Source organism: Ruegeria sp. CE12, from assembly GCF_056537525.1.
On the sequence record NZ_JBQFRS010000074.1, the window covers coordinates 1 to 625 of the forward strand.

Annotated in this window: 1 protein-coding gene; it reads left to right on the forward strand. The window is 63.7% G+C overall.

Going from position 1 to position 625, the window contains the following annotated elements; genetic code table 11:
- The coding region (locus ACR0IO_RS23220; protein WP_480745233.1) for a glutamate ligase domain-containing protein at nucleotides 1-569 on the forward strand (569 nt) is incomplete at its 5' end.
- Between the last annotated feature and the right edge of the window lie 56 nt (nucleotides 570-625).

The window sequence follows — 625 nt, forward strand, 5'->3', positions numbered from 1 at the left end:
AGGCCATGAATGTCTTGGTCGCGGCGGGTTTGGTGATTGCGACAGGGGCCGCCCCTGACGCGGTTTTTGCTACGTTGCCGCGCCTAGAAGGCGTGCGCGGGCGGATGCAGCTTGCCGCAACCCGTACCAATGGCGCGCCTGTTTTTGTCGATTATGCGCATACGCCCGATGCGTTGCGCACGGCGCTTTTGGCGCTCAGGCCGCATGTTATGGGGCGGCTTCATCTCGTCTTTGGTGCAGGCGGGGATCGCGACCGCGCCAAGCGCCCTTTGATGGGGGGCGAGGCCGCCGCCAATGCAGATTGCATCACTGTCACCGATGATAACCCCCGCAGCGAAGACCCCGCCGCCATTCGGGCCGCCATTCTTGAGGCCTGCCCGCAGGCCCGCGAGGTCGGCGATCGCGCCGAAGCGATTTTGCGCACCGTGGCTGATTTGGCGCCAGGCGATGCGCTTTTGATTGCGGGCAAGGGGCATGAAACAGGGCAGATTGTCGGTGACGTTACCTATCCGTTCGATGATCTCGAACAGGCAAGCCTTGCCGTGAGCGCATTGGAGGGTCAGCAATGAGCGCGCTTTGGACATCAGCCGAGATTGCCGCGGCCACCCATGGCCGCACGCATGGG